Here is a 26,401-nt window from a genome sequence, read left to right as displayed (position 1 = left end):
TGCCCTTGGGCAGGATGGGCGCATGCCGTTGCAGAACAGGGTTCTTCCCACTCAAGAGATCGTGGCCGAGCCGGGCCGCGGTCTGCTGATGGGCAACCGCGGCAGCCTGCACAGCCCGGATCGCCGCCTCGGCACGACCCGCTGGCGCTCGAAAGCCTGGATCTGCTGCGTCCTTGACTGGAAGGGCATTCGACGCGATCCGATGCCATCGGGACGCTGGACCGCATTGTTCTTCTTCGATGAAGCCGTCGCCCTCGCAGCCGGCCATCGACCATGTCATTACTGCCGTCGCAGGGACTTCCTCCGCTATGCCGGCGCCTGGGCGAAGGGCCGCGACCTCGACGAGCGTCCGCGCGCCGCCGCGATGGACGCCCAACTCCACAGCGAACGCGTCGAACCACGCACCCGACAGCAACGCACCACGATCCAGGACCTCGCCGAGCTCCCCGACGCCACCATGATCCGGTACGACGGACGCCCGGCGCTCGTCCTCGATCACCAGGTCCTGCCGTGGTCCTGGCAGGGGTACGGCGATCCGCTCGAACCGCCCGGTCTGCGCGAGGTCGTCGTCCTCACCCCACCCGCGAATCTCGTTGTGCTGAAGGCCGGATTCGTTCCATTACTCCACCCGTCGGCACGTCGCAACTGAGGTGACCCTAACCCGGAACACGCCGTACCGAGGGGGCTTCCGTTGGGCGCTCGGCAGGGGCAAAGTGTGCCCATACTGACAGCTACATAACCATCACTGGAGTCGGCATGGGTGCTGGAGACATGGGTGCGGACAACAACAGCGTCGCTGCCGTCGTCCGCGCGCTCGAGGGGCTACACGGTGCCGTCGCTCGATTGAGCCAGGAGTACGGTGACACCCTCGGCATCCGCCGACTGGTGTCCGATGTGGCCCGGCTGAACGACGACCTCGCAGAGCTCGGCCCACCCGACCCCCGGCACAGACCCGGACCCGTTCCGGAGGAACTCGAGGAGATTCCCGACGTGGAGTATGACGCGTCCATGTGGACCGATGCGGAGCACGAAGGCTTCGGCGCACCTGATAGGCACGCCCCGTGAACGAGCGCAGCGAGAGAACCGATAAGCACAGTGGCCAAAAGCCAGCAGAATCGCCCGCAGCGAAGCGAGGACGATTCTGATGGCGACTGGGGTAAGCGCTCCCGGCCGCGCGCAGGTCGGTGTCAAGACCGTTCGATCGGACCGTTGGTGGCTGGCGCCGCTGCGGATCGGCGTGATTCTGCTGTTCTTCATCGTCTACGCGACGATCCGGATCTTCATGAACAAGTGGTACTGGGTCGATTCGTACCACTACCTCACTCCGCTGTACTCGCCGTGCGTGACCAGCAGCTGCGTCGAGGGGTCGAGTCACCTCGGCACCTGGTTCGGCAACTTCCCGCGCTTCCTGCCGTTCAGCCTGATCACGTTCGTGATCCTGGCCGGCTTCCGCGGTACGTGCTACTACTACCGCAAGGCCGGCTACCGGTCGCTGTTCTTCGCCCCGGCCGCGTGCGCGGTCCCGGAGCCGCACAAGAACTACACCGGTGAGCGGAAGTTCCCGCTGATCGCGCTGAACCTGCACCGCTACTTCTTCTACGGCGCGCTGGTCTTCGGTCTGCTCAACGTCTACGACGGCATCAAGGCCTTCCACGGCCAGGACGGCGGCTTCGGCATCGGCCTCGGCACCCTGATCATCTGGGTGAACCTGGTTGCCCTGTGGCTGTACACGCTGTCCTGCCACGCCTGCCGGCACATCGTCGGCGGCCGGCTGAAGAACTTCTCCAAGCACCCGCTGCGCTACCGGTACTGGACCTTCGTGTCCAAGCTGAACCCCAAGCACGGAACCTTCGCGATGACGTCGCTGTTCACCGTGATCCTGACCGACGCCTACATCATGGCGCTCTCGGCGGGCTGGTTCTCCGACCTGCGCATCCTCAACTGACGACCAGGAATTTCGAGATATGACTGAGCTGGAACGACACTCCTACGACGTCGTCGTGATCGGGGCCGGCGGCGCCGGCCTGCGTGCGGCGATCGAGGCCCGCGAGCAGGGCAAGCGCACCGCGATCATCTGCAAGTCCTTGTTCGGCAAGGCGCACACCGTGATGGCCGAGGGCGGCTGCGCGGCCGCGATGGGCAACGCGAACTCCAACGACAACTGGCAGGTCCACTACCGCGACACCATGCGCGGTGGGAAGTTCCTGAACAACTGGCGGATGGCCGAGCTGCACGCCCAGGAAGCCCCCGACCGCGTCTGGGAGCTGGAGACGTACGGCGCGCTGTTCGACCGGACGCCCGACGGCCGGATCAGCCAGCGCAACTTCGGCGGCCACACCTACCCGCGGCTCGCGCACGTCGGCGACCGGACCGGCCTCGAGCTGATCCGCACGCTGCAGCAGAAGATCGTCTCGCTGCAGCAGGAGGACTTCGAGGCGACCGGCGACTACGAGGCCAACCTCAAGGTGTACGCCGAGTGCACGATCACCGAGCTGATGAAGGACGGGGACGCGATCTCCGGCGCCTTCGGGTACTGGCGTGAGTCCGGGCGGTTCGTGCTGTTCGACGCACCCGCGGTGGTGCTCGCGACCGGTGGCGTCGGCAAGTCCTTCAAGGTCACGTCGAACTCCTGGGAGTACACCGGCGACGGGCACGCGCTCGCGATGCGGGCCGGCGCGACGCTGATCAACATGGAGTTCATCCAGTTCCACCCGACGGGCATGGTCTGGCCGCCGTCGGTGAAGGGGATCCTGGTCACGGAGTCGGTCCGCGGCGACGGCGGCGTACTGAAGAACTCCGAGGGCAAGCGGTTCATGTTCGAGTACGTCCCGGACGTGTTCCGCGCGCAGTACGCGGAGACCGAGGAAGAGGCCGACCGCTGGTACAAGGACCCGGACAACAACCGGCGTCCACCGGAGCTGCTGCCGCGCGACGAGGTCGCCCGCGCGATCAACTCCGAGGTCAAGGCCGGCCGCGGTACGCCGCACGGTGGTGTGTTCCTGGACGTGTCGACCCGGCTTCCGGCCGAGGAGATCATCCGGCGGCTGCCGTCGATGCACCACCAGTTCAAGGAGCTGGCGGACGTCGACATCACCGCGGAGCCGATGGAGGTCGGCCCGACCTGTCACTACGTGATGGGTGGCGTCGAGGTCGTCCCGGACACCGCCTCGTCGAGCGTGCCCGGACTGTTCGCGGCCGGTGAGGTCGCCGGTGGCATGCACGGCTCGAACCGGCTGGGGGGCAACTCGCTCTCCGACCTGCTCGTCTTCGGGCGGCGCGCGGGCATGGGTGCCGCTCTGTACGTCGACAGCCTGCAGGAGCGGCCGAAGATCGACGAGGCCGACGTGGACGCGGCGGCGGCCGAGGCACTGGCGCCGTTCGAGCTCGAGGGCGGGGAGAACCCGTACACGATCCACCAAGAACTGCAGCAGTCGATGAACGACCTGGTCGGCATCATCCGCAAGGAAGAGGAGATGGAGCAGGCGCTCGGCCGGCTCGCCGAGTTCCGCGGCCGGATCGCGAAGATGACGGTCGAGGGCCACCGGCAGTTCAACCCCGGCTGGCACCTCGCGCTCGACCTGCGCAACATGCTGACCGTCTCGGAGTGCGTGGCCAGGGCGGCGCTGATGCGGCAGGAGTCGCGCGGCGGCCACACCCGCGACGACTTCCCGGGCATGAATGCCGAGTGGCGTAAGAAGCTGCTCGTCTGCACGCTCAACGCAGACGGCAGTGTGACCGTGACCGAGGAGCAGCAGATCCCGATGCGCGAGGACCTGCTGGAGCTGTTCGAGGTCGACGAACTGTCGAAGTACCTGACCAAAGAGGAGTTGCCCGCCACATGACCTACAAAGGGAAATTCCGCGTCTGGCGGGGTGACTCCGAGGGCGGTGAGCTCAAGGACTACGAGGTCGAGGTGAACGAGGGCGAGGTCGTCCTCGACGTCATCCACCGGCTGCAGGCGACCCAGACGCCGGACATGGCGGTGCGGTGGAACTGCAAGGCCGGCAAGTGCGGGTCCTGCAGCGCCGAGATCAACGGCATGCCGAAGCTGATGTGCATGTGCCGGATGAACACGTTCGAAGAGGACGAGGTCGTCACGGTCACGCCGATGCGCACCTTCCCGGTGATCCGCGACCTGGTCACGGACGTGTCGTTCAACTACCAGAAGGCCCGCGAGATCCCGGCCTTCAAGCCGCCGGCGGACGTGAAGCCGGGCGACTACCGGATGCAGCAGGTCGACGTCGAGCGCTCGCAGGAGTTCCGCAAGTGCATCGAGTGCTTCCTGTGCCAGGACACCTGTCACGTGATCCGTGACCACGAGGAGAACAAGGAGAGCTTCTCCGGTCCTCGGTTCCTGATGCGGATCGCCGAGCTGGACATGCACCCGCTCGACGCCGCCGACCGGCAGCACGCGGCCCAGGAGCAGCACGGCCTGGGCTTCTGCAACATCACCAAGTGCTGCACCGAGGTGTGCCCCGAGCACATCAAGATCACCGACAACGCCCTCATCCCGATGAAGGAACGCGTCGTCGACCGCAAGTACGACCCGATCGTCTGGCTCGGCAACAAGATCCGCCGCCGCCCCGCCTAACTCGCACCCCCGCTCCCCCGCTCCCCCGCTCCCCGCCCGCCCTCCTCCTCCCCAATTTGCCTGGCAGACCAGGCAAATTGGGGGTTTGTGACCCGGAACCACGGTCACAAACCCCCAATTTCGTGGGTCGACCCACGAAATGCGGGTGGGAGGGGCGGGCGGCGGCGGGGTGGCCGTTCGGGGGCAGACCGAGGGGCCGTTCACTCGGGTGGGGGAGCCGGTTGGGCCGGGTGAGCACCTAGGGTTCGGCGTATGGGTGTCGTGTTCGCGGGGTTGTTCAGCCTGTTCGTGTTCGTGGTCATCTTCGTCCCGGTCGCGCAACGGCTGCTCGGAGTGCGGTTCGGGTTGTTCCGGATGGCGCTGGGCGCGGCGCTCACGCTGTCGGTGTTCAGTCCGATCGCCAACGCCATGGTCGGCAAGCTGCCGTTCGACGGTGGGAACGGGGCCGCGGTCGCGTTCATCGCACTGACCGCCTTGTGCGCGATGCTCGCCGGGCTGATCTTCCTGGTCCTGGCCGAGGCGCTCGTGCCGACCGGATCGTTGCCCCGGGCCCGTGATCTGCGCCGGGACCTGACCGGCCGGATCGCGCGGACCAGGCGGTACCTGCAGATCCTCCGGATCGCACTCAAGCGCGGCCTCGGCCCGTACCTGCGCGGCCGCCGTCGCCCCGGCCGCGAGAACGCCTCCGGCCAGGCGGAGCTGGCTCGCTCGCTGCGACTGGCCCTCGACGAGGCCGGTGTCACGTTCGTCAAGCTCGGCCAGGTCCTCTCGACCCGCAGTGACATCATCCCGCTCTCGGTCGCGACCGAGCTCAGCCGCCTGCAGGATCAGGTCACCCCAGCCCCCTGGCCAGCGATCGAGCAGGTCCTGACCGAGGAGCTCGGCGCGCCCCCACAGCAGGTGTACGCCGACTTCGACAACGAGCCGCTCGCGGCCGCATCCGTCGCGCAGGTCTACACCGCTCGGCTGCCGAACGGGCCGCGCGTGGTGGTCAAGGTCCAGCGACCCGGCATCGCTGCCGTCGTGGATCGGGACCTCGACATCGTCCGCCGGCTCGCTCGGCTGCTCGAACGCAATACCGACTGGGGTCGCTCGATGGGTGTCCGGGCTCTCGCCGACGGGTTCGCCGACGCGATGCGCGAGGAGCTCGACTTCACCGTCGAGGCCGGCAACATGACCACGGTCGCGGCCGGCCAGTCGATTGCCGGTAGCAACGACCTCGTCGTACCCGAACTGTATCCGAAGCAATCGACCCGCCGGGTCCTGACCATGCAGCGACTCGACGGAATCGGCCTCGGCGGTGCGGCCCAGGCGATCGCCGACCGCGGCCTGGACGCGGCCCGCCTCGGTCGCTCGTTGTTCGACTGCCTGCTCGGCCAGGTCGCGATCGACGGCGTGTTCCACGCCGACCCGCACCCGGGCAACTTCCTCCTGCTGACCGACGGCCGGATCGGCATGCTCGACCTCGGCTCGGTCGGCCGGCTCGACCCGGCGACTCGCGAGGCGTTGCAGCGCTTCCTGCTGGCGATCGACCGCGGCGATCCGGTTGCCGCGACCGACGCCCTGCTCGAGATCGTCTACCGCCCCGACGTCATCGACGAACGTGCCCTCGAACGCTCGGTCGGCCAGTTCATGACCAAGCACCTCGCCGCCGGGGCTGCGCTCGGGCCTGCGATGTTCAACGACCTGTTCAAGATCATCACCTCGCACGACCTCGGCGTACCGCCTGAAGTGGCCGCGGTCTTCCGGGCGCTCGCCACGATCGAAGGCACGATCACGCGGATCTCCCCCGGCTTCGACTTGGTTGCCGCGTCGCGCCAGTTCGCGGCGGCCCACGTGACGGACCGCCTTGCGCCCGACGCGATACGTCGTACGGCGACCGACGAGCTCGCGTCGTTGTTACCCATGCTGCGAAGGCTTCCGCGCCGGATCGACCGGATCGCGGCGGCAGCGGAGAGCGGACGGCTGGGCCTGAACGTCCGCCTGTTCGCGGACGAACGCGACCGCCGGCACATGACCGGCCTGCTGCACCAGGTCCTGCTCGCGATCCTGGGCGCGACGGCCGGGCTGATGGCGGTCCTGCTCCTCGGTACGCCGGGCGGCCCGAAGGTCACCGACTCGATGAGCCTGTTCCAGCTCTTCGGCTACAACCTGCTGGTCATCTGCGCGGTGCTCGTCCTGCGCGTGCTCGTGCTGGTCTTCCGTCTCCCCGAGAACCGCTCGTCTTGACTTCAAGTCCACTTGAGCTTCGACGATAGCGGGCATGACCTCCACCGTGTCCGTCGACGCCCCTCGTCCACGGCTGTTCAACGGCAAGCACCTGCCGCTGGTTCTCGGCGTGATCGGCCTGGTCACGCTCGCCGCGCTCGAGAACAGAGCCGTCGGTACGGCGTTGCCCACGATGGTCCGCGAATTCGACGCGCTGGGCAGCTTCGGCCTGGCCAACGCGGCCCCGAACGCGAGCTACCTGATCTCGCTGGCGATCGCCGGCCTGTGGTCGGATCGGCGCGGCCCGATCCCGACGCTGCGCGCAGGCGCGATCGCGTTCGCCCTCGCGCAGTTGCTGGTCGGGACCGCGGTCGGAATGCCGATGGTGATTGCGGGGCGACTGCTCAGCGGTCTGTCCGAGGGCCTGATCGATGTGTCCCTCATGGTCCTCGTCGCCCGCGCGTTGCCGGACGTGCTGCGGCCGCGGATGTTCTCGCTGTTCGCCGCGATGTGGATCCTGCCGTCGGTGCTGGGTCCGGTGCTGACCGGCGTGGTGACGGAGCAGTTCGGGTGGCGCTGGGTGTTCCTCGGCGCGGTCGTCCTGCTGATCCCGACCTGGCTGCTGCTCGGGCCGGCGATGCGCCAGTCGCTGGACACCCCGACCCCCGAACGGACCGCTGATGAGACGGCTGAGCTCGAGGCCTCACGCTCTATGGTCCCGTGGGCGTTCGCCGCATCGGTCGCGCTCTTCTCGATGACGTTGGCCGGTGACCATCTCGCGGCACATCCGGTACTCGGCGGGATCACGATCCCACTGGCGTTGGTGATCCTCGCGGTCGCCGCCGTCCGCGTGATGCCGAAGGGGACCTTCGTCGCCCGGCCCGGGTTCCCGGCTGTCGTCGCCGTCCGCGGGCTCGGTGGCGCGGCGTTCATGGGCGCCGGCGCGTACCTGCCGCTGCTGCTGACACTGCAGCATCACTTCAGCCCGGCGGAGGCCGGGTTGTCGCTGTCGATCACCGGCGTGAGCTGGGCGTTCGGCTCGTGGTTGCAAGGCAGAGAACACGGAATCGCCCGCGTCACCGTACTGCGGACCGGCCTCGCCTTCATGACCGTGGGCACGCTAGGCGCTTCCCTGCTGGCCTGGACCGATGCGACCGCGTGGTTGGGGTTGAGCAGCTGGGCGATCGCGGGGATCGGGATGGGCCTGAGCTCGTCAAGCCTTTCGGTGCTCACCTTGGATCTGTCCGACCACAACAACTCCGGCCGCAACAGCAGCGCCGCCCAGATGTCCGGCACGATCAGCGTCGCGACCGCACTCGCAACCAGCGGCACCCTGCTCGCCTTCAACGCCGACAACCCGCGGCCCTGGGTCTTCGGCTCGATCATCACCGCGGGTGCGGGTGTCGCCCTACTCGCCCTACTCGCTTCACTCCGAGTACGGCACTCTGCTCGATAAACCGCCTCCTCCCCCGGCCACCCGGGCCGAACGTCCACTGATCGAAACAGACCACGTATGAGCGCCTATTAGCAGCTCCGCGGCCTCTACGCTGCTCGCGTGAATTCGACGGCAGGCCGTAAAACCTCCAAGCTCGTTCCGCTTCTCGTCATCGGCATCATCGTCGGGTACATCGCCGGGATCGGACTCGTGATCGCCGGCGGTGCCCAGAAGTCCAAGCTCGGCAACCAGTACAAGGTGCAGTTCCTGGGCGAGGGTGACACCTGCACCAAGTCGCTGCCGGCCCACTTCGACCTCAAGACCGGCAAGGCGATGGGCTGCACCTCGCTCGACTACAGCTTTGTGGCCTCCGTCGAGTTCCCCGGCTTCAGCGACGCGGAGTCCGCCCGGATCACCGCCCTGGCCGCGGGTCTCGGCGCGGGCGAACTCACCAAGGACGAGCAGGGTCAGATCCAGACCGAGGTCGACAAGGTCGCGGCGAGCAAACCGGAGAAGGCGCACTACTCGGGGTTGTGGGGCAGCAACCTGCAGTTCGTCGGTGTCGCCCTGTTCGTGCTCGGCATCCTGGCCGCCGTCGCCCTCTGGCTAACCGTCCGCCGCCGCAAGCCCGCCGCACCGGCTGGCATTCGGGAAACAGATTGAGGTCTAGAGTGGCCGTCATGGCTGAGCTGCTGACGGATGACCAGATCGATCTTGCGGTCCGCGACCACCTGCCGGAGTGGAAGGTCGTGGACGGAGAGTTGGTCCGCAGCGTCACCAAGGACACGTTCCTGGACGGCATCCGGCTCGTCGCGACGGTCGCCCAACTGGCCGAGTCGATGAACCACCACCCGGACATCGACATCCGCTACACCACCATCACGTTCAAGGTCAGCAGCCACGAGGCCGGCGGCATCACCGAGGACGACCTCGTCCTGGCCCGCCACATCGACACCGCGGCGGGCTAGCTCCACGGAAGTCCCCACCGACACCGCGGCGGCCCGCGCAACCGGAAGTCCGCTCATCGACACGTCGGCGGGCCGGCCAACCGGTAGTCCGCCCATCGACACGGCGGCGGACTGATTAACTGGAAGGATTGTTACCTTTGGTGGGTGACGACTGCTGAAGAGTTCCGGCTGCTGGGCTTCGACGACGCCGATCGAGAGGCGGCCGAGGCGTTCGCCGCGGATCCGGCGGTGGTGAAGGACCTGGCTGATCAGATCCGCGCCGCGATCGGGAAGTTCGGCAGCGAGCCGGAGCTGCGCATGCCGGAGGACAACCGGAACTCGGTGCAGGCGTTCCTGGACACCGTGCCGGACATCCGCCGGTTCCATGCCGAGCGCGGGATCCCGGACGACATCAGCTGGGCCAGCCTCGCGGATCTCGGCCAGCAGTTGAAGGTGAGCCGCCGGACGCACGGCGAGTACAGCCTGGAGACGCACTGGTGGCTGACGATCGCCTGGACCGGGCAGATCTACGCGCTCGGCCGGCTCCAGTTCCTGCTGCACCAGGTCGAGGCGGACCGGCCCGTCCCGGGGACCGAGCCGGGCGAGTGGGTGATCGGCGTACACATCCCGGAGACCGGTCCGCTGACTCCCGAGGTGGTCGACGACAGCTTTGCGCAAGCCCGGGAGTTCTTCGCCCGGTACTTCCCCGAGTATCCAGTGCAGACCGCCGACCTGTGGTCCTGGCTGATCGATCCCTACCTGCTCGACAACCTTCCGCAGGACTCGAACATGGTGCGGTTCGGCCGCCGGTTCACGCCGTACGCGGAACCGACCGACAGCCAGGACGGCGCGATCTTCTTCACCTTCCGCCGCCACGGCACGGAGAATCTCGATGAGCTCCCGCAGGACACCACCCTGCAGCGCCTCGTGGTGAAGCGGATCAAGGACGGCGGCACCTGGCAGAGCGGCTACGGCTACCTGCGGCTATGACGGACGGTTCCGCCCACTCGGTACGCCGTACTTCGCGAGCCAGCTCGTGAGTTCGATGTTGCTCACGCAGCGGACGTCGGGCTGGACGCAGGTCTCCTTGACGAAGTCGGTCAGGGCATCGGAGTAGACGCTGTTGTTCCAGCGGTTGAAGTGGTTGCCGAGGAACAGCGGCGGGTTGCCGTTGGCCCGGGACTTGGCGAGTGCCTGGCGGTACGTGGCGAGGACCTGCGCCTTGAGCGCAGGCACCTGGGCCACCGGTGCGACCTTCGTGCCGGTCTGGCTGAACCACAGGTTGTAGTCCATCGACAGCGTCGTTTTCTTGGTGCCGGCCAGCGTGACCGATTGCAGTGGGAAGTTCCACAGGCCGTCGACCTTCTTCGGCCAGGCGATGTAGCCGGTCGCGGAAGCGTCGTACAGCATGCCGCGGCTGACCATCGCCGCCCGGTACGCCGGTCGATTGCCTTCCAGGCACGGTGTCCGCATCCCCTTCACGGTCGAGGGATCGAACGGCGGTTCAACCGTCTTCCCCGCAGCCAGGGTCGGACCGGTCCGCAGCATCTGGTCGAACGCGCCGAGCTCCGCGGTCCACTGCGCCGACGTCCACCGGCCGATTCCGGTCTTTCCGCAGAAATGCCCGTTCGCGTGGGTGCCGATCTCGTGGCCTTCGGCGATCGCCTGCCGGAGCACCGTCGTACGGGCGAGCACGCTGCTCGGGTCGCCCCAGCCGATCTCCGAGGCGCCGGGCTGGTGGAACGGCGGTTTGTAGTCGGTGCGATGGTCTCCCGGGTACAGGTACGGGCCGGAGAGGAAGAACGTCATTCGCGCGTTGACCTGCTTCGCGACCGCCCGCCAGCGCGACCAGAGCGGCAGGTCGCCGGCGCCGTCGAACGAGACGACCACGAAGAGCGGCGGTTTGCCGCTCTTCAACCGGCCCGGGAAGGTGCGCGTCACCGGCGCGGCCGCGGGCAGCTTCACACCTGGAGTAGATGGCGTCTGGCTGGGCGACGGCGACGGGGACAGAGACGGCGTCGGGGTGGGCTTGGGAGTGGGCGCAGGGGTCGGAGTAGCACGCGGGATCGGTGACCCCTCGAGCGGCACATCCGCGCAGCCGACGGCGACCGCCGCCAGGACCAGCGCGACGCCGACGAGATTCACTGCGGGCCTCACCACGTCCCTACTGACGCATGCGGGCCTGGTCGAGTTGGCCCGGGACACGCAGCCGCCGGGAAACCCGGGGGTCGATCGTTAGGCGCTTGTGATCTTCGCCGCGCGACGCTTGACGGCGATCCGGCGGGACGTCTCGATCACCAGGCCGAGCCCGGACGCCAGGCACAGGCTGAACGCGAGCGCCTTCAGGGAGTCGTGCGCGAACGCGTCCCCGCCGATGTAGCCGAGCAGCGCGACGTACGTGTAGGCGACGGCCACGCCCGCGATGGTGAAGACGATGAACTTCTTGAACGAGTACCGGGTCGCGCCCGCGGTCAGCGTCGCGACCATCCGCGCGCCGGGGATGTAGCGGACCGTCATCAGGATCAGCCCACCGCGAGCGTGCAGAGCACCCGAGACTTTGTCGTACATCGCTTGTCGGCGCTGCTGCCGCTTCATCCAGCGGTGCAGTGCGGGGCCGGAGCCGCGGCCCAGGAGGTAGCAGGTGCACTCACCGATCACGGAGCCCACGGTCGCGACGAGGATCACGAGCAGCAGGTTCTGATGCCCGACTGCCGCGGCCATCCCCGCGGTCACAACCATGCCTTCGCTCGGGACCACCGGGAAGACGGCGTCGATGGCAGCGGCCGCGAACAGGATCAGCAGCAGCCAATGCGAGGCCATGGCCAACCCGAGCAGGTGTCGCGAGACCTCCATCAACTCCGTCACCGGAGACAGCATGCCATCTCGCTCCAATTCCGTCGCAATTTCATCGGTGTGATTCGGTCCTGGTTCATCCGATGTTCAGTGATTGCGTCTGGCTGTGCTCATGGCGCGACAGCCGGTCACAACCGGACCGGAAGTTCGGCGATGGCGTTCATCAGCAGGGCCGGATGCCGCACCGGGTCCCGATCCGGCTCGGCGAGCCGGAGGTCGGGGAAGCGCTCGAACAGCATGCCGAGCGCGACCCGGCCCTCCAACCGGGCCAGCGGCGCGCCCAGGCAGTGGTGCAGACCGTGTCCGAAGGCGAGGTGCGCGGTGTCCGTCCGGGTGATGTCGAACTCGTCCGCCCGATCGAACCGGCGTTCGTCGCGGTTCACCGGCAGCAGCGCGAACACGATCACCTCGTCGGCCTCGATCCGCTGACCGCCGATCTCGATCGGGGCCTTGGCGAAGTACGGGATCGCCGCCTGCAGCGGACCGTCGTACCGCATGATCTCTTCGACCACGGCCGGCAGGCGCTCCGGCTCGGCCTTCATCAGCGCGAGCTGGTCGGGATGCTTGAGCAGGGCGTAGACGCCGATCGTGAGCAGGTTGACCGTGGTCTCGTGGCCGGCCGTGATCAGCAGGAAGATCATCGAGGAGAGCTCGTCCGCGCTCAACTGGTCGCCCTCGTCGCGGGCCGCGATCAGTGCGGAGAGCAGGTCGTCGGCCGGCTCGGCGGTCTTCTGGGCGATCAGCTCACGGATGAACGCGACCATCGAACTCGTCGCGTGGGTGTACTCCTCCGGCGTGTGCATGACCGCGGTCACCGCCACGTGCGACCACCGGCGGAAGTCGTCGCGGCGGTCCGCCGGGATGCCGATCAGCTCGGAGATGACTGTGATCGGCAGCGGGTAGCTGAACGCGTTCACCAGGTCGATCGGCTGCTCGGCGGCGGCCATCCCGTCCAGCAGACCGGCCGTGATCTCGCGGATCCGCGGCTCCAACGCGTCGATGCGCCGACGCGTGAACGCGGCCGTGACCAGCTTGCGCAGCCGGGTGTGGTCCGGCGGGTTGGCCAGCAGCATGTGTCGGTCGGTCGCCCGGACGAGATCCTCGGAGGTGTAATCGCGATGCGGGGCCTCGAACGGCGAGCGAATCACGTCCGGATGCGCGAGCAGCGTGCGTGCTTCGGCGTACCCGGTGACCAGCCAGACCGGCACTCCGGTGAACAGGGTCAGGTGCGTCAGCGGGCCGTCCGCTGCCAGGTCGGCGAAGCCCTGGTGCCGGGCGATTCCACTGGTCATTACGAACGGCTGCGTCACACCCGCGAGCCTACGTTTCAGAGGGACCACCCAGGTGCTCGGCGAGCTCCGCACGGGAGTGGATGCCAAGCTTCGCGTAGACCTTGCGGAGGTGGTACTCGACGGTCTTGGGGCTGAGGAACAGTCTGGCGGCGGCCTCCCGGATGCTCTGCCCGTCGGTGAGCAGTACGGCGATCTGTCGCTCCTGCGGAGTCAGCTCGTCCACAGTGCTCGGCACTCTGCGCCGTGCGGTCTCTCCCGTCGCCTTCAACTCCGCAGCGGCCTGGTCGGCCCAGCCCGCGGCACCCAACGCATCAAAGTCCGCCACGGCCTGGCGCAGCTGGGTCCTGGCATCCACGCGTCGTCGTACGCGCCGCAGCCAGCCGCCGTAGGCCAGCCGCGTCCGAGCCAACTCGAACGCGTCGAGAGTCTCCGCATGCCACGCCAAGGCGCGCTCAAAGTCGGGCTCACTCTCGTCGATCAGCGCACGTGCTCGGGCGGCTCGCGCAAGGGACCACGGCTGTCCCTTGGCTTCCGCGAGTACGGCGTACTCCCGTGCGACGCCGGCGGCCTGGTCGGGCCGGCCAAGCCGCAGGTAGACCTCGACCAACTCCGGTGCGGGCGACAGGTCGGCGTCTTTGAGACCGTTGGCCGCCAGTACGTCGACCAGCCGTTCGTACTGCGGTAGTGCACTGGCGGGATCGCCACGACCCAGCTCCAGGTCGCCCAACGCGAACAACGACCAGACCGTGCCCAGGTGGATCTGCCGGTCCACACAGATCCGCAGAGCCTCCGCTGCGAAGGTCTGACACTCCGCACTCCCCTGGTGCGCGGCCAGCCACGCCTGTCCGGCCAGATTCATCGCCAGCTCGGTCGTCTGACCGGTCTCACGCGACAGGCGGATGCCTTCGTCGTACGACGTCACCGCATCGGCCCACCGGTCAGTCGTGGCATCGTCACGGGCCAGCACGAACAGCAGACCGGGCAGTGTGGCGAGTGCCAGCTGTTCACGTCGTTCCACCATCGCTTGTTGCAGGAGCGCGCGTCCGTCGGTGCTCTCCCGCAGGAACAGCGCCGCGATGACCATCCAGACCTGTCGGCGGCGGTCGCGGTCCAGCTCGTTCGAGGGCGCGAGCGCGACCGCCGCACGGATCTGACTCGTTCCGCCTTGGCCGGCGAGGATCTTGGCGACACCGCTGGCCAGCATGCCGATGATGCGGGGTCCGGCACGTTCGACCGTGGGCAGCAGCCGGTCGATGTCGTGCGCGACGTCCAGGCCGCCGGTCGCGTCGCACAAGCGAAAGCAAGCTCCGACGGCGTCGACGAGCAGCACCGTGGCCACGGCCGGATCCTCACACTCCGCGGCGGCCGCGAGCAGGATGTCTCGTGCTCGGGCGGGAGATCCACATTTGACGGCGATATCGGCGCGGATCTCCTGGACGCCGATCCGCACGGGCCGCGGCGGATCCAACAACAGTGCATCGTCGAGAAGCGCGTCGGCACGGTCAGCCAGGCCGGCAGACCAGGCCGCCTCGCCGGCCGCGACGAGTCGGAGCGCTCGGTCCGACAGTTCGCCGCTGAGGCGTGCGGCGCGTTCGTAAGCAGTCGATGCGACCGCGTGGGCGCCACGGTCGGCGGCGTGCTCGCCCGCGACGACGAGTCCGGCCGCCACCTCGTCGTCTGTGCCCAGAACCGCCTCGGACAAGTGCCACGCGCGTCTGTCCTCGTCCGGCGTGACGCGAGCCACCGCCCGGTGCACGGTACGACGCTCTGCCGGTTCCGCACTCGTGTAGATCGCGGACCGGACCAACGGATGCCGGAACTGAACCTCTCCGTCGCGAATGGCAACCAGCCCGGCCGACTCGGCCTCCTCCAGCACAGCGACCGGTACGTCGAGCGTCGCGCACGCTCTGGCCACCGCGCCGAGCTCGCAATCGTCGACCGCGGCCACAAGCAGCGCGATCCGCGCCTCTGCGCTGAGCCGGTTTGCCCTTGTCGTAAAGGCTTCTGCGAGCAGCGCTGGGACAGGCAGCGGGACGCCGGGCGGCATGCGATGAAGCTGGTCCGGATCATCGGCGAGTTCGAGCAAGGCCAAGGGGTTGCCTGCGACCGTCTGGTGCAGTCGTTCGACCAGCTCACCCGGTAGGTGCCGAACGATCTGTCGGGCCGCATCCAGCGGCAGTCCGTCGAGCTGCAGGGTTGGTAGGTCCGCATCGGCGAGGGGGTGCGGCTCGTTGGTCCGTGCGGCGATCAACAACACGATCGGGTCCGCCACCAGGCGCCGAGCCGCGAACAACAGCGCCTCTGCTGACGGGCGGTCCAACAGATGTGCGTCATCGACGATCAGGGCCAGCGGCGCGTCTTCGGCGTACCGGCAGATCAGGCTGAGTGTGGCCGCACCGACGGCGAACCGATCCGCGGGCACGCTCGGTCCTCTCTGCAGTGCCAGTGCGGTGGCGAGCGCCACCTGTTGTGGTCCGGGCAGACGATCGAGTCCTGCGAGTGCAGGTCGTAGGAGCTGGAGCAGTGCGCCGAAAGGGATCTCCTGCTCGGCCTCGGTCCCGCTGGCCCGCAGGACGCGCAGTCCGTCGGCCTGCGCGGCGGACTGGTCGAGGAGAGCGGTTTTGCCGATGCCTGCTTCGCCGGTGACAAGCAGGACGCCGGAGGCACCGACCCGCGCCCCCGCGATCAGCTGCTCGATCACCCGGCGCTCGGTCTCCCGCCCGATGAGCATCTCCGCAGTGTGCACCAGGTGCCCCACCTGATGCGACGGTCGAGCGTTCGTCCATAGGTTCGCACTACACATCTCAGGGGGAGGAAGCAAATGACTGTTGCAATCGATGGCGAGAAGTTGATGGGCCTCGTCTACCGGGCCGTGGACGAGGTGGGGGCGACGCTCAACGCGGCGCTAGTGGTGATGGGCGACCGACTCGGCTACTACCGAGCGCTCGCCGACCACGGCGCGACCACTCCGGGCGAGCTGGCCGAACGGACCAACACCAGCGAGCACTACACGCGCGAATGGCTCAACGCACAGGCAGCGGGCGGCTTCGTCGAGTACGACGCGAGCACCGGCCGTTACACGATGCCGCCGGAGCAGACTGTCGCGTTGACGGATCCGACGAGTCCGGCGTACCTGCCTGGGTTCTTCCAGATCGCGCTGGGGACTGTGCAGCACACGACGGAGACGATCGAGGCGGCCCGTAGCGGTGCGGGTATCGGATGGCACGAACACACGTCCGACGTTCACATCGGCTGCGAGCGGTTCTTCCGGCCGTCGTACAACGCGAACCTGCTGACGAGCTGGCTGCCCGCGCTCGACGGCGTGGTCGCGAAACTGGAGAACGGCGCGACGGTGGCAGACATCGGGTGTGGGCATGGGGCATCCACGATCCTAATGGCTGCCGAATTCCCCCGGTCCACGTTTGTCGGGTCCGACTACCACCAGGCGTCGATCGAGACCGCTCGCCTGCGTGCGGCCGAGGCGGGAGTGGACGACCGCGCTCGGTTCGAGGTTGCGCCGTCGACCGGCTTCAGCGGGTCGGGGTACGACCTGGTCACGACGTTCGACGCCCTGCACGACATGGGCGACCCGGTCGGCGCCGCCCGCCAGGTGCACGAGTCACTGGCACCGGACGGCACCTGGATGCTGGTCGAGCCGATGGCCGGCGATCACGTAGAGGACAACCTCAACCCGGTGGGCCGTGCGTACTACGGCTTCTCCACGCTCCTCTGCACGCCGGCCTCACTCTCACAACCCGTAGGCCTGGCCCTGGGCACCCAAGCCGGACCGTCCCGCATCCGCGACGTCACCACCGCCGCCGGGTTCACCCGGTTCCGCACCGTCGCGGAGACACCGTTCAACCTGGTCTTCGAGGTTCGGCCCTAGACCTTGACAGAATAGTTCACCAACTGGTGAAGTGTTGGCGTGCTGACGTCGACCTTCGGGGCACTCGCCGACCCGACCCGGCTGGCCATCGTGAGCCGGCTGAGTCGGGGCGACGCCACGATGGGCGAGCTCGCCGAACCGCACCAGCTCACCTTGCCGGCAATGACCAAGCACGTCGGGGTGCTGGTGGAGGCGGGGCTGGTGACCCGGCGGAAGGTCGGCCGGACCGTGGTCTGCACGATCCGGCCGACCGCCTTCGCCGAGGTCCAGGAGTGGCTCGGGGACCTCACGTCGTACTGGAACAGCACCGTGGACCGGTTGGAAGAACTGCTGCGAGGGGACGACGGGCGTGGAGACTGAGATCCGGATCGAACGGGTGCTGCCGGCAACGATCGGGAGGGTGTACGACGCCTGGTCCCGAGCGGAACTGCTGACCCGGTGGTACTGCCCCAACCCGGCCTGGGAGCTGAAGGTCCAGGCCGACGTCCGGGTCGGCGGTGACTATGTCGTCGAGATGGGACCGCATGTTGTCCGCGGCACCTATCTCGAGGTGGAACCGCCGTACCGGTTGGCGTTCAGCTGGCGGTGGGACGGCGACGAGGACGAGCCGACCCGGGTCTCGGTCGAGCTGTCCGAAGTCCCCGACGGGACGCGGATGCTGCTGACTCATACCGGGTTCGCGACGGCCGAGGACGCTGCGAACCACCGGATGGGCTGGGAGCCGGAGCTGGGCCGGCTGGCCGAGTTGCTTACCGTTCGACAGCCCGACCCCGTAGTCGATCGAGGGTGACGACGAGGACGACGGTTGCCACGAGCAACACCACGGCCTCGGCGGCTGCGGTGAAGGCCTGACCTCGATCGGTCAGCGCGAAGATGCTGACCGGCAGGGTCCGCCACGAGGCCGGGTAGACCATGATCGTGGCACCGACCTCACCCATCGAGAGAGCCACTGACAGGCCGGCCGCCGAGGAGATCGCGGGCAGCAACATCGGCAGCCGGACGCGCCACAGCACCCGGGCGGACGATGCGCCGAGCGACGCCGCGACATCGGCGTACGACGGATCGATCCGTTGGAGGGCGGCGCCGACCGTTCCGTAGCTGAAGGCAACCATCAGGACCAGGTGCGCGATCACCACGATCCACTTGGTGCCGTTGAGGAGGATCGGCTGCCGGGAGAACGCGACCAGCAGGCCGAGCCCGACCACGACCGACGGTACGGCGATCGGCAGGTTGTGCAACGCATCCGCAACCCGAGCCAACGGAGTCGGTGCGCCATGCGCCGCCAACGCTCCCCAGGTGCCGACTGTGACCGCCAACAACCCACCCAGGAACGCGGTCTGCAGACTCACCGACAACGAAGCCAACTCGTCACCCGACAACGCCGCCCGCAGATGCGCACCGGTCGGATCGGTCGGGAGGACGCCGTTCCACGAGCCGGCGAACGCCGCCGCGATCACCACCAGGAACGGCGCAAGCACCAGCACTCCGAACACCACCGCGAACGCGATCCAGGTGATCGCCTTCCCACCTCTAGTCCAGACGAGCACGACGACCTCCCAGTGCCATCCGCAGGACGGTGTACAAACCGAGCGACAACGCGATCTGTACGACGGCGATCACGCAAGCACCCGGATAGTCGAACAGCACGATGCCCTTGGTGTGCACGAGCATCGGCAGCGTGGTCGTGCCCTTCGCGCCCAGGAACAACACGATGCCGAACTCGTTGAGCGTCAACAGCAGCGTCAGGCTGCCGCCGGCCACCAGCGCCGGCCGAACCTCCGGCACCACGACCTGCCGCAACACCCGCCACGGACCGGCACCGAGACTCGCGGCCACCTCCAACTGGGCCCGAGGCAACCGACTCATTGCCGCGAGCAACGGACGCATCACGAACGGCGTGTAGAACGTGACCTCGGCCAGCACCACGGCCCACGGCGACGTCAGGAACCCACCGGCCCGCAGGATCCCGGTCGTGCCGTAGATGAAGGTGAACGACAACGCCACCAGGAACGACGGCAGCGCGAGCATCGTGTCGACCAGCCCGGCCACGACCCGCGCACCCGGGAACGGCACGAAGCTGATCACGACCGCGAGAAAGGTCCCGACGAGCAGGCAACCGATCGTCGAACACACCGCGATCTGGATCGTCCGGACCAACGCGTCCCGGAACTCCGCCGAACCGATCACCGTGCCCCAGGAGCCGATCGACTCCTCGGCCACCAGCACCAGCGGATAGATCACCAGCACGGCGATCAGCAGGAACGGCGGCACCAACCACAACGACCGCTTGTCACTCCGCTTTTGGTTGCTGACGGCAATTGGTGTGGTCAGCGCCTCGACCGCCATCAGCGTGTCTCCGCGGGAACCAGGCTGCACGCCTCAGCCGGCAGCACCATGGACACCGGCGCACCCAGTTGAGGCACCTGGCCATCGGCCGGCAGATCGATCCGCACCGACACGTCCGGAAGTCCGTCGATCGAGCAGGTGAGCTGGTTGGACGCCCCACGCCACTGCGCCGCGACCAACCGACCGGGCAGGCCCCCCTCGGCGAGCTTGATCGCGTGCGGCCGGATACACAACAGTTCCTTGCCGGGAATCGCCCGTACGCCGGGAAGCACGTGACCGGCCACCTTGACACCATCGCCGAACGGCTCGACCGGCAACAGGTTCGCACCGCCCAAGAAGGACGCCGTGAAGGCCGACGGCGGAGCGGCGTACAACTCGGTGGCGGGAGCGATGTCGACCAGCCGGGCGTCGCGCATCACGGCGATCCGGTCCGCGAGCGCGAGCGCCTCGGACTGGTCGTGCGTGACATAGACAATCGCGACGTCCGGCACTTCGCGGCGTAGCTTCTGCAGCTCGCCGAGCATGTCCGCGCGCAATTGCGCGTCGAGCGCGGCCAGCGGTTCGTCGAGCAACAGCACCGGCGGACGGATCGCGAGCGCCCGCGCGATCGCGACCCGCTGCTGCTGACCACCGGAGAGTTCCCGGGGAAACCTGCGTGCGTACGCCGTCATCCCCACCATCTCGAGCATCTCGGCGACCCGCCTGGTCACCTCCGCCTTCGGCTTGCGGGCAGCCCGCAGGCCGAAGGCGACGTTGTCGGCGACCCGCAGGTGCGGGAATAACGCGTACTGCTGCACGACCACCCCGATCCCCCGCCGCGACGGCGGGAGACCGGTGACGTCCTGACCGGCCAGGCTGACCCGGCCGCGGGTCGGCCGGACGAAGCCGGCTACCGCCTTCAGCGCGGTCGACTTGCCCGAGCCCGACGGCCCGAGCAGGGCGACCGTTTCACCGGCCGCCACTGTCAGGTTCAGCCCTTCCAACGCCAACGTGGGGCCGAAGTGCACCGTCACGTCATCGAGTCGGACGGTCATCCGATCGCCTTGTTGTAGGCGGCAACATCCGCGTCGAGGTCGCTGAGCACGGCGGTCCAGTCCGGCTGGTAGACCTCGACGCCGGTCATCGCCTTCTGCACGGCCGCGAAGTTCGCGTCGGTCGGCTTGACGTCGTCGCGCGCGGGGATCCCGTACGCGTCGCCCGAGACGGTCTGCTGCGCGTCGGTGGACAGCAGGTACTCCATCAGCTGCTTGCCGCCGTCGGCGTTCGGGGCGCCCGCCCCGAGACCCATCACGTACGGCAGTGCCAGCGTGGACTGCTTGCCGTCCTTGCCGGCCGGGAAGAACACGCTGAATGCGGATTTGTCGACAGCGATCGAGGTGAGGTTCATCTGCACGTCGCCGTTCGCGACCAGCAGCTCGCCCTTGCTGACCTTCGGCTGCAGCTTGCCGGTCGAGGCCGACGGGCCGACGTTGTTCGGCTGCAGCTTGGCCAGGTAGTCGAGCGCGCCCTGCTTGCCGAGCAGGTGCTGCAGCAACAGCAGTACGGCGGTGCCGTCACCGGCCTGACCCGGGGTCGAGTACTGCAGCTTGCCCTTGAACCTCGCGTCGAGCAGGTCGTCGAAGGTCTTCGGCGTTCCGGCCTTCGCGTTGGCGATGAAGCAGAGGTAGTTGTCCACGACCGCCACGTAGTCGTCGCCCTTGACGCCCTTCACGTGCTCGCTGCCGGGTACGTCGTACTTCTGCAGCAGCCCGTCCTTGGACGCCTTCTGGATGAACGGCGGCAGCGTGACCACGACGTCGGCCTGCGGGTTGGACTTCTCCTTCTGCAGCCGCGACACCACCTCGCCCGAGCCGGCCTCGACCGACTGCACCTTGATGCCGGTCTTCTGGGTGAACGCGTCGAATCGGGTCTTGTACCAGTCGGCCAGGCCGTCGGCGGTGTAGACGGTCACGGTCTTGGTCGCGTCGCCGCCGGTGGATGCGGCACCGGTCCCGCCACAGGCGGCAACGCCGGTGAGCACGAGAGCGGCGGCGAGCAGGGTCTTCAGAGCCTTCACTTCTCCAGCTTTCGATCGAGGAGCAGGCCGGGCAGGTCCCGGACCGACTCGAGGACGTGCGTTGCGCCCGCGGCTGTCAGAGCTTCCGCGGTGTGGGCGCCGGTACGGACGCCGGCGACGATCCCGGCACCGGCCGAGACTCCCGACGTCATGTCGTAGGCGGTGTCACCGGCCACGGCCACGTTCGCCACGGCATCGGCTTGCAGGTCGAGCACGGCCTTCAGGACCAGGTCCGGGTACGGCCGGCCGCGGCCCGCCTGGGCCGGGCACAAGGTGAGGTCGGCCAGGTTCTCCCAGCCGAGGGCGGACAGGATTCGGTGTTGGGTGGACTCGGAGAAGCCGGTGGTCAGGCAGACCTTGAGGCCTGCCTCCTGCAGTTGCCTGATCGCGTCTTCGGCACCGTCGATCGGGCTGCAGTAGCCGTCGTCGACGAGAGCCGCATACGCGGTCTCGAAGGCCTTGTTCGCCTGCTGGGCGGCGTCCTCGGTCTCGACCAGGGCCCGGAAGACGGTGATCTTCGACTCGCCCATGGTGGCGCGGACGTAGCCGATCATCCGGTCGTACTCGGGTGTTCCCACCTCGATGCCCTGGGCACCTATCGCGGCGGTGAAGGCGCGTTCGACGAGTCCGTCGTCGGCGACCGTCGTACCTGCCATGTCCAAGACTGCCAGCTGGATCATTGGAAACTCGCCTCCGCGATCGCCGGGGACATGGTCATGCCGCGCCCGCCCGGCCCTGTGACCAGGTGGACGTTCGGTGCGACTTCCCGCCGTACGACGATCTCGTCGCTGGTGGCCTGCGAGTAGACGCCGGCCCAGCGCCGGACGATGCTCGGCAACGGGCGGCCGAGGATGCGCTCGACGGTCTGCTGCAGGTACTCGTACGGATCGTTCTGTACGTCGAAGCCGAAGGGCTCGGCGTATTCGTGGGTGTCACCGATGGTCAGACCGCCGTGGGTGCGCTGGACCATCAGCAACTGCATGAAGTTGTCCTTGGCAACTGTTGCCTGCGGCTCCAGTTCCTGCACGGCCGCACCGTTGTACGCCGGGTAGTAGCGGAAGCTGTCCGCGTCCGCGACGGCGGTGGTGAGGGTGTCGTCGAGCGGCGCGGTCTGCATCATCTGCAGGCGGACCCGCCGTACCGGCAGGTCCTCGGTCAGCTCGCGGATCAGCCCGCTGTGCCAGGCACCCGTGCAGAGGAAGACCAGGTCGCCGCTGTGGGTGTGCTGGTGATCGTCGACGATCCGTCCGCTCTCGACCGCCCGCACCTCCCTCCCACCGAGGAACTCGTACCGGCCGGACTTCTCCAGCTCCTTGCGCACAGCGGGAAGAACCTCGCGCGGTTCGACGATGGCGTCCCGCTCGCACCACAGCGCACCCTGCAGGTCGCCCTTCAACGCCGGGTTGCGCTCGCGGGTCTGTTCCGCATCCAGGACCTGAAACCCGCGCGCCGCGGCGTCCGGGCGGGCGGCGGCCGCTTTGGCCACGGCCAGCTCGGCTTCGTTCCGGCAAACGGTGAGCGATCCGGCCGGACGGAAGCTGATCCCCGGTACCTGCTCCCACAGCTCCCGGGCCCGGAGCGCCACGTCGATCTCGGCGCCGTCGGCGCGGCCGCTGACCCAGACCAGTCCGAAGTTCCGCACACTGGCGCCGCGAGCCTCCAGTTCGCGCTCCACCTGCAGCACCTCGTGCCCTCGCCGTACCGCTTCCCAGGCGTGCAGCGTCCCGAGCACGCCACCGCCGACCACAACCACCCGCACGCGCATCTCCCTTGCTCAACTTGGCCCAAGATTGGTCCGGACCAATGAAGAGAGTGTGCGACCTGGTTGACCGGCGGGTAAACCGGCAGCGAACAGTCGGGCTCAGGCTTTGTTCACGGCCTGCTTATGCCTGCTGATTGGCCGGCTTATGGCCTGAGGGTCGCGCGGAAGCCGACGCGGTCGCCGCGGAAGAGGGAACGGACCGCCTCGATCGGTTCACCATCGGCGTCCCGGCTGGTCCGGTGCAGGAGCAGCATCGGCAGCGACTGGGTTGCCTTCAGCAGATCGGCCTCGCGGGGCGTCGCGATCACCGTCTCGACCAGCTCCTCACCCTCGCCGAAGCGCACCCCGAGCTCGTCGGTCAGACACCGGTACAGCGACTCGGTCGGCTGGACGAGCTTTTCCCGCAAGGTCGGGAAACGCTGCACCGACATGTACGTCGTTTCGATCCCGATCGGCTGCCCGTCCGCGAACAGGACTCGCTCCAGCCGATGCACCGGGTCACCCTCGGCGATCTTCAGCTTCTCGGCGAGCTCGGCATCCGCGGGGACCTCGTCGAACACCACCACCTCGCGGCTCGGCGTGTGACCCTGAGCGCGGAGTGCCTCCATGTAACTGACCAGAGCCAGCGGCTGCACGAGCTTCGGCGTCGCCACGAACGTGCCCTGCCCCTGCCGCGCCCGCAGCCGCCCGTCGGCGATCAGCTCCCGGATCGCCTGCCGCATGGTCCACCGAGAGACCCCGAACTCCTTGGCCAGCACCCGCTCCGGCGGCAGCGCCGCCCCCTCCCCGAGCCGCTCCACCACCTCGACCAACCGAGTCTTCACGACGAAATGCAACGGCACGCTCACCCAACCGACTCTAGTCGAGCCCCCAGCCCATCCAGCCCTCCGACAAACCTCAAGCCCCGGGGTGGCAAAGGTCGAGCCCCGGGCGGCAACCCGGGGCTCAGATGGACGGATGGACAGGTGGTGGCTGACTCAGCTGCCGGACTTGCGCCGGAACTGGCGCTTCTGCTTGTCGTTGTGCGCGTCGCCGACGCCCTCGCGCTTGGTCCCGGACCCCGGGTGCGCGTGGTTGCCCGCGTTCTTCTTCTCGAGCGCTTCACGGAACTTCTTCTGCAGATCGTCCGCCGGCGTGCTGGACTTGTCGCTCATACCGTCTCCTTCACAAACCGTCAGGCGTACCCACCCACGCTAACCGAGTGTGAGCACGGACCGCGACTGGATAACTGCGGGCCTCAGGCCGATCCAGCGCGGACCCGGTAACGATACCGGAGCGGCGATTCGCCACCTTCGCGTCGGCCGAACGGCTGTGGGACCTGAGTGAGCAGCTCATCAAGCGGTAGGGCAATTCGGGTGCGGCGAGCTGGCGGGGTCGCGGATACTGCTGGGCGTGGCGATGCACGCGGGACAGCTGGACGTGACAACGGATCTGGTGAGTCTTCTCGTCGGATCGCAGTTTCCTGCGTGGAAAGGTCTGGCGATCCGAGCCGTGCCGTCGCCAGGGACCGTGAACGCGTTGTTCCGGATCGGCGATGGGCTCGTCGCGCGGTTCCCGATCCAGCCGGGAAGTCCGGACCGGATCCGCAAGGAGCTCGAGGATGAGGCGCACGCAGCACGCCGGCTGCACGCGATCTCGCCGTACCCGACGCCGGAGCCGATCGCGATCGGCTCGCCGGGCGCGGGGTATCCGTTGCCGTGGGCCATCAACAGCTGGCTCGACGGCCAGAACGCTTACGACGCCGACGTCGCGGGCTCGACGCCGTTCGCCGCGGATCTGGCGCGGTTCGTGCTTGCCTTGCGCGCGGCGCCGACCGAGGGGCGCGTGTTCGGCGGGTCGTGGCGCGGCGGCGTACTGACGTCACAGGACCAGTACGTCGCCGACGGGTTGGAACGCAGCCGCGGCATGATCGACGTCGACGCGCTCGCCCGGCTCTGGGCCGAGCTTCGGACAACGCCGCGGACCGAGCCCGACGTGTGGACGCATCGCGATCTGATGCCGGGCAACCTGCTCGTCGCGGACGGCCGACTCGCTGGGGTGATCGACGTGGGTACCTTCACGGTCTCGGATCCGGCGATGGATCTGCAGCCGGCCTGGAATCTGCTGAACGCCGAAGCGCGATCGGCGTTGCGTGCCGCGATCGGCAGTGACGACTCCGAATGGCGACGCGGGATGGGCTGGGCGTTCGCCCAAGCGATCGGCTGCCTCTGGTACTACGTCGAGACCAACCCGATCATGTCCCGGACGGCCCACCACACCCTGTCGGCACTACTCACTGCTTCGTAGCAACGAACACGAACTCCTTGCCCGGCCGGTCCGGAGCCTCCCGCACCTCGTCGACCGTGAACCCGTCAAGCGTCACCTCGTCGCGCTCGCGGAACCACAAGGTCGAGTCCGAAGTCAGTACGACACCGTCCGACGCGAACACATACGTCCCTCGGAACGAGACGTACGGCAGCTCCACGCTGATCAAGTCGCTCCAGCTCTCCACCGAATCGCCCCCGACCGACGTGACCCGATGGGTCTTGTCGCGCGTCCACTCCTCCCAGGCCCGCCGCGCCGGATCCCGCGTCTCGAACACGAACCGCCCACCAGGCTTCAGCGCAGCCCGTACGCCGTTCACCGTCGCCGACCACTGATCATCGGTCCGGAACACCTGCGCGACATTCCCCGTCATCACCGCAAGGTCGGCCTGGAGCGGCGGCAACGTCGTCGCGTCACCGTGGATCCACCGCACCCGATCGGCAAACTCCTTGCCTCGGGCAACCTCCAACGACGCCTCCGCCGGATCCACCCCGACCACGTCGACCCCGTCGCGCGCCAGCAGGCAAGCGAGCTCCCCCGTCCCACACCCGACATCGAGAACCTGCCGAGCCCCGAACTCGCTCACGATCGCCACATAGTGCTCCAGATCCCCACGTCCCGGATCCAACGCATCGTAGATCCGGGCCAACCGGCGTACCGCAAACAAGTCGTCAGGCATACGACGACGCTAGCCCGGTCAGGCTGGTCGCGGCGACCGGAT

General features: G+C 68.0%; 27 protein-coding genes. 14 read left to right on the top strand and 13 right to left on the bottom strand.

The features are described from left to right. The first annotated feature begins 22 nt into the window (after positions 1–22). The 10 genes from ACWF4Z_RS24225 (at position 23) to ACWF4Z_RS24180 (ending at position 10,171) form a co-directional block, all read left to right on the top strand. Positions 23–649 carry a hypothetical protein gene (locus ACWF4Z_RS24225; protein ID WP_452245411.1) on the top strand — a complete coding sequence of 209 codons (627 nt, stop codon included), beginning with the start codon at positions 23–25 and terminating at the stop codon, positions 647–649. Positions 650–756: 107 nt separating this feature from the next. Then, on the top strand, positions 757–1,065 hold the full coding sequence (locus ACWF4Z_RS24220; RefSeq protein ID WP_452245410.1) for a hypothetical protein: 309 nt from the start codon (positions 757–759) through the stop codon (positions 1,063–1,065). 79 nt (positions 1,066–1,144) lie between these two features. Continuing rightward, complete coding sequence (locus ACWF4Z_RS24215; RefSeq protein WP_452245409.1) at positions 1,145–1,945, top strand: hypothetical protein; 801 nt, start codon at positions 1,145–1,147, stop codon at positions 1,943–1,945. Positions 1,946–1,964: 19 nt separating this feature from the next. After that, complete coding sequence (locus tag ACWF4Z_RS24210; RefSeq protein ID WP_452245408.1) at positions 1,965–3,842, top strand: fumarate reductase/succinate dehydrogenase flavoprotein subunit; 1,878 nt, start codon at positions 1,965–1,967, stop codon at positions 3,840–3,842. Further along, entirely contained in the window at positions 3,839–4,591 is a 753-nt protein-coding gene (locus ACWF4Z_RS24205; RefSeq protein ID WP_452245407.1) for a succinate dehydrogenase/fumarate reductase iron-sulfur subunit, read from the top strand. Before ACWF4Z_RS24210 ends, ACWF4Z_RS24205 begins: the two co-directional genes overlap by 4 nt. Positions 4,592–4,843: 252 nt before the next feature. Then, positions 4,844–6,820 (top strand): ABC1 kinase family protein, encoded by a 1,977-nt coding sequence (locus ACWF4Z_RS24200; protein WP_452245406.1) that lies wholly within the window; start codon positions 4,844–4,846, stop codon positions 6,818–6,820. A 34-nt stretch (positions 6,821–6,854) separates the two neighbouring features. Beyond that, on the top strand, positions 6,855–8,255 hold the full coding sequence (locus ACWF4Z_RS24195) for an MFS transporter (RefSeq protein ID WP_452245405.1): 1,401 nt from the start codon (positions 6,855–6,857) through the stop codon (positions 8,253–8,255). Positions 8,256–8,354: 99 nt separating this feature from the next. Continuing rightward, complete coding sequence (locus tag ACWF4Z_RS24190) at positions 8,355–8,897, top strand: hypothetical protein (protein WP_452245404.1); 543 nt, start codon at positions 8,355–8,357, stop codon at positions 8,895–8,897. Between the two features lie 17 nt (positions 8,898–8,914). Beyond that, complete coding sequence (locus ACWF4Z_RS24185; RefSeq protein WP_452245403.1) at positions 8,915–9,202, top strand: 4a-hydroxytetrahydrobiopterin dehydratase; 288 nt, start codon at positions 8,915–8,917, stop codon at positions 9,200–9,202. 144 nt (positions 9,203–9,346) lie between these two features. Further along, the gene (locus ACWF4Z_RS24180) at positions 9,347–10,171 is read left to right on the top strand and encodes an acyltransferase domain-containing protein (RefSeq protein ID WP_452245402.1); all 825 of its coding nucleotides are present in this window, start codon (positions 9,347–9,349) and stop codon (positions 10,169–10,171) included. Here the strand turns inward: ACWF4Z_RS24180 and ACWF4Z_RS24175 are convergent. The 4 genes from ACWF4Z_RS24175 to ACWF4Z_RS24160 all read right to left on the bottom strand — a co-directional run bounded on the left by ACWF4Z_RS24175 (position 10,166) and on the right by ACWF4Z_RS24160 (position 16,057). Continuing rightward, positions 10,166–11,341 (bottom strand): hypothetical protein, encoded by a 1,176-nt coding sequence (locus ACWF4Z_RS24175; protein ID WP_452245401.1) that lies wholly within the window; start codon positions 11,339–11,341, stop codon positions 10,166–10,168. The two genes, ACWF4Z_RS24180 and ACWF4Z_RS24175, sit on opposite strands and share 6 nt — an antisense overlap. Before the next feature lie 75 nt (positions 11,342–11,416). Next, a complete protein-coding gene (locus ACWF4Z_RS24170) occupies positions 11,417–12,046 on the bottom strand; it encodes a DedA family protein (RefSeq protein WP_452245400.1) in 630 nt (209 codons plus the stop codon). 116 nt (positions 12,047–12,162) lie between these two features. Continuing rightward, a complete protein-coding gene (locus ACWF4Z_RS24165; protein ID WP_452245399.1) occupies positions 12,163–13,344 on the bottom strand; it encodes a cytochrome P450 family protein in 1,182 nt (393 codons plus the stop codon). Between the two features lie 10 nt (positions 13,345–13,354). Further along, positions 13,355–16,057, bottom strand: a complete 2,703-nt coding sequence (locus tag ACWF4Z_RS24160; protein ID WP_452245398.1) for a helix-turn-helix transcriptional regulator — start codon at positions 16,055–16,057, stop codon at positions 13,355–13,357. Between the two features lie 90 nt (positions 16,058–16,147). Between ACWF4Z_RS24160 and ACWF4Z_RS24155 the strand changes: the two genes are divergently transcribed. Genes ACWF4Z_RS24155 through ACWF4Z_RS24145 form a run of 3 tightly spaced genes read left to right on the top strand, consistent with a single transcriptional unit; the run spans position 16,148 to position 18,002 of the window. Then, complete coding sequence (locus ACWF4Z_RS24155) at positions 16,148–17,212, top strand: methyltransferase (RefSeq protein ID WP_452245397.1); 1,065 nt, start codon at positions 16,148–16,150, stop codon at positions 17,210–17,212. A 39-nt stretch (positions 17,213–17,251) separates the two neighbouring features. Continuing rightward, positions 17,252–17,572, top strand: a complete 321-nt coding sequence (locus ACWF4Z_RS24150) for an ArsR/SmtB family transcription factor (protein WP_452245396.1) — start codon at positions 17,252–17,254, stop codon at positions 17,570–17,572. Continuing rightward, on the top strand, positions 17,562–18,002 hold the full coding sequence (locus tag ACWF4Z_RS24145; protein WP_452245395.1) for an SRPBCC family protein: 441 nt from the start codon (positions 17,562–17,564) through the stop codon (positions 18,000–18,002). Before ACWF4Z_RS24150 ends, ACWF4Z_RS24145 begins: the two co-directional genes overlap by 11 nt. Here ACWF4Z_RS24145 and ACWF4Z_RS24140 read toward each other — a convergent pair. The 8 genes from ACWF4Z_RS24140 to ACWF4Z_RS24105 all read right to left on the bottom strand — a co-directional run bounded on the left by ACWF4Z_RS24140 (position 17,962) and on the right by ACWF4Z_RS24105 (position 24,530). After that, the gene (locus ACWF4Z_RS24140; protein WP_452245394.1) at positions 17,962–18,759 is read right to left on the bottom strand and encodes an ABC transporter permease; all 798 of its coding nucleotides are present in this window, start codon (positions 18,757–18,759) and stop codon (positions 17,962–17,964) included. The genes ACWF4Z_RS24145 and ACWF4Z_RS24140 overlap by 41 nt on opposite strands. Further along, positions 18,743–19,558, bottom strand: a complete 816-nt coding sequence (locus ACWF4Z_RS24135; RefSeq protein ID WP_452245393.1) for a 2-aminoethylphosphonate ABC transporter permease subunit — start codon at positions 19,556–19,558, stop codon at positions 18,743–18,745. The genes ACWF4Z_RS24140 and ACWF4Z_RS24135 overlap by 17 nt, the downstream gene beginning before the upstream one ends. Next, a complete protein-coding gene (locus ACWF4Z_RS24130) occupies positions 19,558–20,592 on the bottom strand; it encodes an ABC transporter ATP-binding protein (RefSeq protein WP_452245392.1) in 1,035 nt (344 codons plus the stop codon). Before ACWF4Z_RS24130 ends, ACWF4Z_RS24135 begins: the two co-directional genes overlap by 1 nt. Then, the gene (locus ACWF4Z_RS24125; protein WP_452245391.1) at positions 20,589–21,614 is read right to left on the bottom strand and encodes a 2-aminoethylphosphonate ABC transporter substrate-binding protein; all 1,026 of its coding nucleotides are present in this window, start codon (positions 21,612–21,614) and stop codon (positions 20,589–20,591) included. The genes ACWF4Z_RS24130 and ACWF4Z_RS24125 overlap by 4 nt, the downstream gene beginning before the upstream one ends. Next, positions 21,611–22,294, bottom strand: coding sequence for a phosphonatase-like hydrolase (locus tag ACWF4Z_RS24120; protein ID WP_452245390.1), 684 nt, complete (start codon positions 22,292–22,294; stop codon positions 21,611–21,613). The genes ACWF4Z_RS24125 and ACWF4Z_RS24120 overlap by 4 nt, the downstream gene beginning before the upstream one ends. Then, positions 22,291–23,373, bottom strand: a complete 1,083-nt coding sequence (locus ACWF4Z_RS24115; protein ID WP_452245389.1) for a TIGR03364 family FAD-dependent oxidoreductase — start codon at positions 23,371–23,373, stop codon at positions 22,291–22,293. The genes ACWF4Z_RS24120 and ACWF4Z_RS24115 overlap by 4 nt, the downstream gene beginning before the upstream one ends. A 146-nt stretch (positions 23,374–23,519) precedes the next feature. Beyond that, complete coding sequence (locus ACWF4Z_RS24110; RefSeq protein ID WP_452245388.1) at positions 23,520–24,224, bottom strand: GntR family transcriptional regulator; 705 nt, start codon at positions 24,222–24,224, stop codon at positions 23,520–23,522. A 129-nt stretch (positions 24,225–24,353) separates the two neighbouring features. Further along, the gene (locus ACWF4Z_RS24105; protein WP_452245387.1) at positions 24,354–24,530 is read right to left on the bottom strand and encodes a DUF5302 domain-containing protein; all 177 of its coding nucleotides are present in this window, start codon (positions 24,528–24,530) and stop codon (positions 24,354–24,356) included. Positions 24,531–24,774: 244 nt separating this feature from the next. On the opposite strand from ACWF4Z_RS24105, the gene ACWF4Z_RS24100 reads away from it, so the two are divergent. Next, positions 24,775–25,662, top strand: coding sequence for an aminoglycoside phosphotransferase family protein (locus ACWF4Z_RS24100; RefSeq protein ID WP_452245588.1), 888 nt, complete (start codon positions 24,775–24,777; stop codon positions 25,660–25,662). On the opposite strand, the gene ACWF4Z_RS24095 is transcribed toward ACWF4Z_RS24100, so the two are convergent. After that, a complete protein-coding gene (locus tag ACWF4Z_RS24095) occupies positions 25,649–26,359 on the bottom strand; it encodes a class I SAM-dependent methyltransferase (protein ID WP_452245386.1) in 711 nt (236 codons plus the stop codon). The two genes, ACWF4Z_RS24100 and ACWF4Z_RS24095, sit on opposite strands and share 14 nt — an antisense overlap. Positions 26,360–26,401: the final 42 nt, after the last annotated feature.

The sequence above is a fragment of the Kribbella sp. NPDC055071 genome, from assembly GCF_053608045.1.
This window is presented reverse-complemented; position numbering and strand designations above follow the sequence as displayed.

Bases quoted from the DNA above. Each gene is read 5' to 3' on its own strand.
- ACWF4Z_RS24225 (WP_452245411.1), top strand. From the start codon at position 23: ATGCCGTTGCAGAACAGGGTTCTTCCCACTCAAGAGATCGTGGCCGAG.
- ACWF4Z_RS24220 (WP_452245410.1), top strand. From the start codon at position 757: ATGGGTGCTGGAGACATGGGTGCGGACAACAACAGCGTCGCTGCCGTC.
- ACWF4Z_RS24215 (WP_452245409.1), top strand. From the start codon at position 1,145: ATGGCGACTGGGGTAAGCGCTCCCGGCCGCGCGCAGGTCGGTGTCAAG.
- ACWF4Z_RS24210 (WP_452245408.1), top strand. From the start codon at position 1,965: ATGACTGAGCTGGAACGACACTCCTACGACGTCGTCGTGATCGGGGCC.
- ACWF4Z_RS24205 (WP_452245407.1), top strand. From the start codon at position 3,839: ATGACCTACAAAGGGAAATTCCGCGTCTGGCGGGGTGACTCCGAGGGC.
- ACWF4Z_RS24200 (WP_452245406.1), top strand. From the start codon at position 4,844: ATGGGTGTCGTGTTCGCGGGGTTGTTCAGCCTGTTCGTGTTCGTGGTC.
- ACWF4Z_RS24195 (WP_452245405.1), top strand. From the start codon at position 6,855: ATGACCTCCACCGTGTCCGTCGACGCCCCTCGTCCACGGCTGTTCAAC.
- ACWF4Z_RS24185 (WP_452245403.1), top strand. From the start codon at position 8,915: ATGGCTGAGCTGCTGACGGATGACCAGATCGATCTTGCGGTCCGCGAC.
- ACWF4Z_RS24160 (WP_452245398.1), bottom strand. From the start codon at position 16,057: ATGCTCATCGGGCGGGAGACCGAGCGCCGGGTGATCGAGCAGCTGATC.
- ACWF4Z_RS24155 (WP_452245397.1), top strand. From the start codon at position 16,148: ATGACTGTTGCAATCGATGGCGAGAAGTTGATGGGCCTCGTCTACCGG.
- ACWF4Z_RS24135 (WP_452245393.1), bottom strand. From the start codon at position 19,558: ATGGCGGTCGAGGCGCTGACCACACCAATTGCCGTCAGCAACCAAAAG.
- ACWF4Z_RS24130 (WP_452245392.1), bottom strand. From the start codon at position 20,592: ATGACCGTCCGACTCGATGACGTGACGGTGCACTTCGGCCCCACGTTG.
- ACWF4Z_RS24120 (WP_452245390.1), bottom strand. From the start codon at position 22,294: ATGATCCAGCTGGCAGTCTTGGACATGGCAGGTACGACGGTCGCCGAC.
- ACWF4Z_RS24105 (WP_452245387.1), bottom strand. From the start codon at position 24,530: ATGAGCGACAAGTCCAGCACGCCGGCGGACGATCTGCAGAAGAAGTTC.
- ACWF4Z_RS24100 (WP_452245588.1), top strand. From the start codon at position 24,775: ATGCACGCGGGACAGCTGGACGTGACAACGGATCTGGTGAGTCTTCTC.
- ACWF4Z_RS24095 (WP_452245386.1), bottom strand. From the start codon at position 26,359: ATGCCTGACGACTTGTTTGCGGTACGCCGGTTGGCCCGGATCTACGAT.